Source organism: Arthrobacter sp. Y3223164 (genome assembly GCF_059091005.1).
Genome location: NZ_JBNHGF010000627.1, coordinates 1 through 1,099, shown reverse-complemented (window position 1 = coordinate 1,099; position 1,099 = coordinate 1). Strand labels below are relative to the sequence as shown.

The window sequence follows — 1,099 nt, the reverse complement described above, 5'->3', positions numbered from 1 at the left end:
CCGCCAATCCGAGGCACATGGGCCGCGGGCCCAAACTGCTGTGGCTGAAGGTCGTGGCGGGCGCGCTGGCGCTGGCCCTGGCGGCCGGTGTGGGCGTCGTGGTGTTCAAAATCGTGGGCCTGCGCGACAGCATCAGCACCTCGCCGCTGAACCTGGGCACCGGCGCCCAAGGGCTGCCGGTGGACCTGAGCCGTGATCCCGTGCAGATCCTCATCCTGGGTACCGACACACGCGCCGGCAGCGACGGCCGGTACGGCTCGGACGGCTCGTCGGCCGGCTTCGGCAAATCGGACGTGATGATGCTGATGAACCTGTCCGCGGACCGGGAGCGGGTCACCGTCGTCAGCCTGCCGCGCGACCTGCTCACCACCATCCCCACCTGCACCGATCCGGAGACCGGCGAGGTGTACCCGGAGCAGCAGGAAGCCCAGCTCAATGCCGCCCTGACCTATGGCGGCCCCGGCTGCACCGTGGCGGCCGTCAACGAAATGACAGGCCTGGAGATAGACCACTTCATGATGGCCGACTTCAACGCCGTCAAGGAGCTCTCCACGGTGATCGGCGGCGTGGAAGTCTGCGTCAACGAGCCCATTAATGACACCTACTCCAAGCTGCGGCTCCCGGCCGGCGTGAGCACCGTGCAGGGCGAGCAGGCGCTGGCGTTCCTGCGCACCCGGCACTCCTTCGGCGACGGCGGAGACCGCGGCCGGATCCGTGCGCAGCAGAGCTTCCTGGCGTCCATGGCCCGCAAGATCCAGTCCGAAGGCACGCTGACCAACGTGCCCCGCCTCTACTCCATCGCCGAGGCCGTGGTCAACAACCTCACGGTGGACGAAGGCCTGGCCGAGGTTTCCCGGCTGCTGGCCCTGGCCGACCGGGTCAAGAGCGTTGACCTGGGGAAGGTCGCGTTCGTCGCGCTGCCCACTAAGAGCGCCCCCATGGACGAGAACCGCCTGGTCTTGGACGAGGAACCGGGACAGGCCCTGTTCCGGATCCTGCGCCAGGACGGCGACGTCACCGCACCGGAGGTCAACACCGCCGGGTCGCCCGACCCGACGACGACGGGGGAGGCCGGCGGAGAACCCGCGGCCGGCGCCTC

The 1,099-nt window shown here is 69.2% G+C and carries 1 protein-coding gene; it reads left to right on the top strand.

Annotated elements, in window-relative coordinates:
* Positions 1-17: 17 nt before the first annotated feature.
* Positions 18-1,099, top strand: a 1,082-nt coding sequence (locus AC5RUJ_RS16975; RefSeq protein ID WP_494156329.1) for an LCP family protein, incomplete at its 3' end; no start/stop codon positions are given.